The sequence below is a fragment of the Oleiphilus sp. HI0086 genome (assembly GCF_001635225.1).
In genome coordinates this window covers 1-993 of the sequence record NZ_LWFZ01000994.1, presented here as the reverse complement: position 1 = coordinate 993, position 993 = coordinate 1, and the positions used below count along the sequence as shown (strand labels likewise).

1 protein-coding gene is annotated in these 993 nt (G+C 40.7%); it reads right to left on the bottom strand.

Features of this window, described 5'->3' with window-relative positions:
• Nucleotides 1–367: 367 nt before the first annotated feature.
• Nucleotides 368–993 (bottom strand): hypothetical protein (locus A3756_RS17970; protein ID WP_231875565.1); only part of this gene is annotated, 626 nt, incomplete at its 5' end.

Genomic DNA, 993 nt, shown 5'->3' with positions numbered 1-993 from the left:
ACCTATATAAATCTTTCTTTACATACTTATTTAAAGACATGACATCTAAATCACATAACAGCCATGACTAAGCAAAATCGGCGCACAGTATATACAATCTAATTATTAAAATCAGCGCTATAAAACCCAAAAAACCCCGACAGACTACGCGCTCAGGGTTCATTTTGAATAACAAATCGTTAAAGGCTAACACCTAACAATTACATAATTTGTTGTAAGATCCATATCCGCATAATAAAAAGCACACACAAAACGATATTCACCTAAGCAAGCGAACCCTATAACAAACAAAGCCGCCCTTCTGGGCGGCCTTATAAAGCTAAAGATAGAATAAGAAGCGAGCTTTTCCTCCCTCCTTGCTATTCATTTAATTAGACTGAAAATAGATGGGCTTCAGAACCGTCTCCTTTGGTGCGCCGAGCTTAACTTCACCATCTACCACCTTATAAGGGTAAGACCACGATCTAGCCCAGCCCGCTATATGCTCTGCCACTACTCGAATGTAGTCCATGGATGAGCCATCAGCATTCTTTCTTGTTTCAATATACATTAAGCCAACACCCCACTTTGCACGAGTTTTAGCAATACGCTTTAAATATTGAATGATTGAGGCTAGTTGAAAATCCTTTTTAACAAGATTTTGGTGCTCAATAGCTAACACGTTAAATTCACCCTGCGGGGAAAGTACCATCCCAAAAGGTAAAAATTCACCACGTTCAAGCAAGTTCTTTTCCATGCGCATCCAACCCTGCACCATCATATATTTAAGCTGCGCGATCGCTTGCTCCTCAGTAACCTTACCCCGCCTCACTTGGTTAAGGTCAACAGCGCTCTCGGCAATTGGCGCCTCGACAAGATCTTCTGCTTTTATTTTTCTTTTGCCTTCTTCAGCTGATACTAAGGTGCTCGACACTGAGAACAGCAAACCAAGCAGTATCCAACCAAATTTCAACATCTTCATATAGAGACTCCAATCATTATTATAACGGTGAG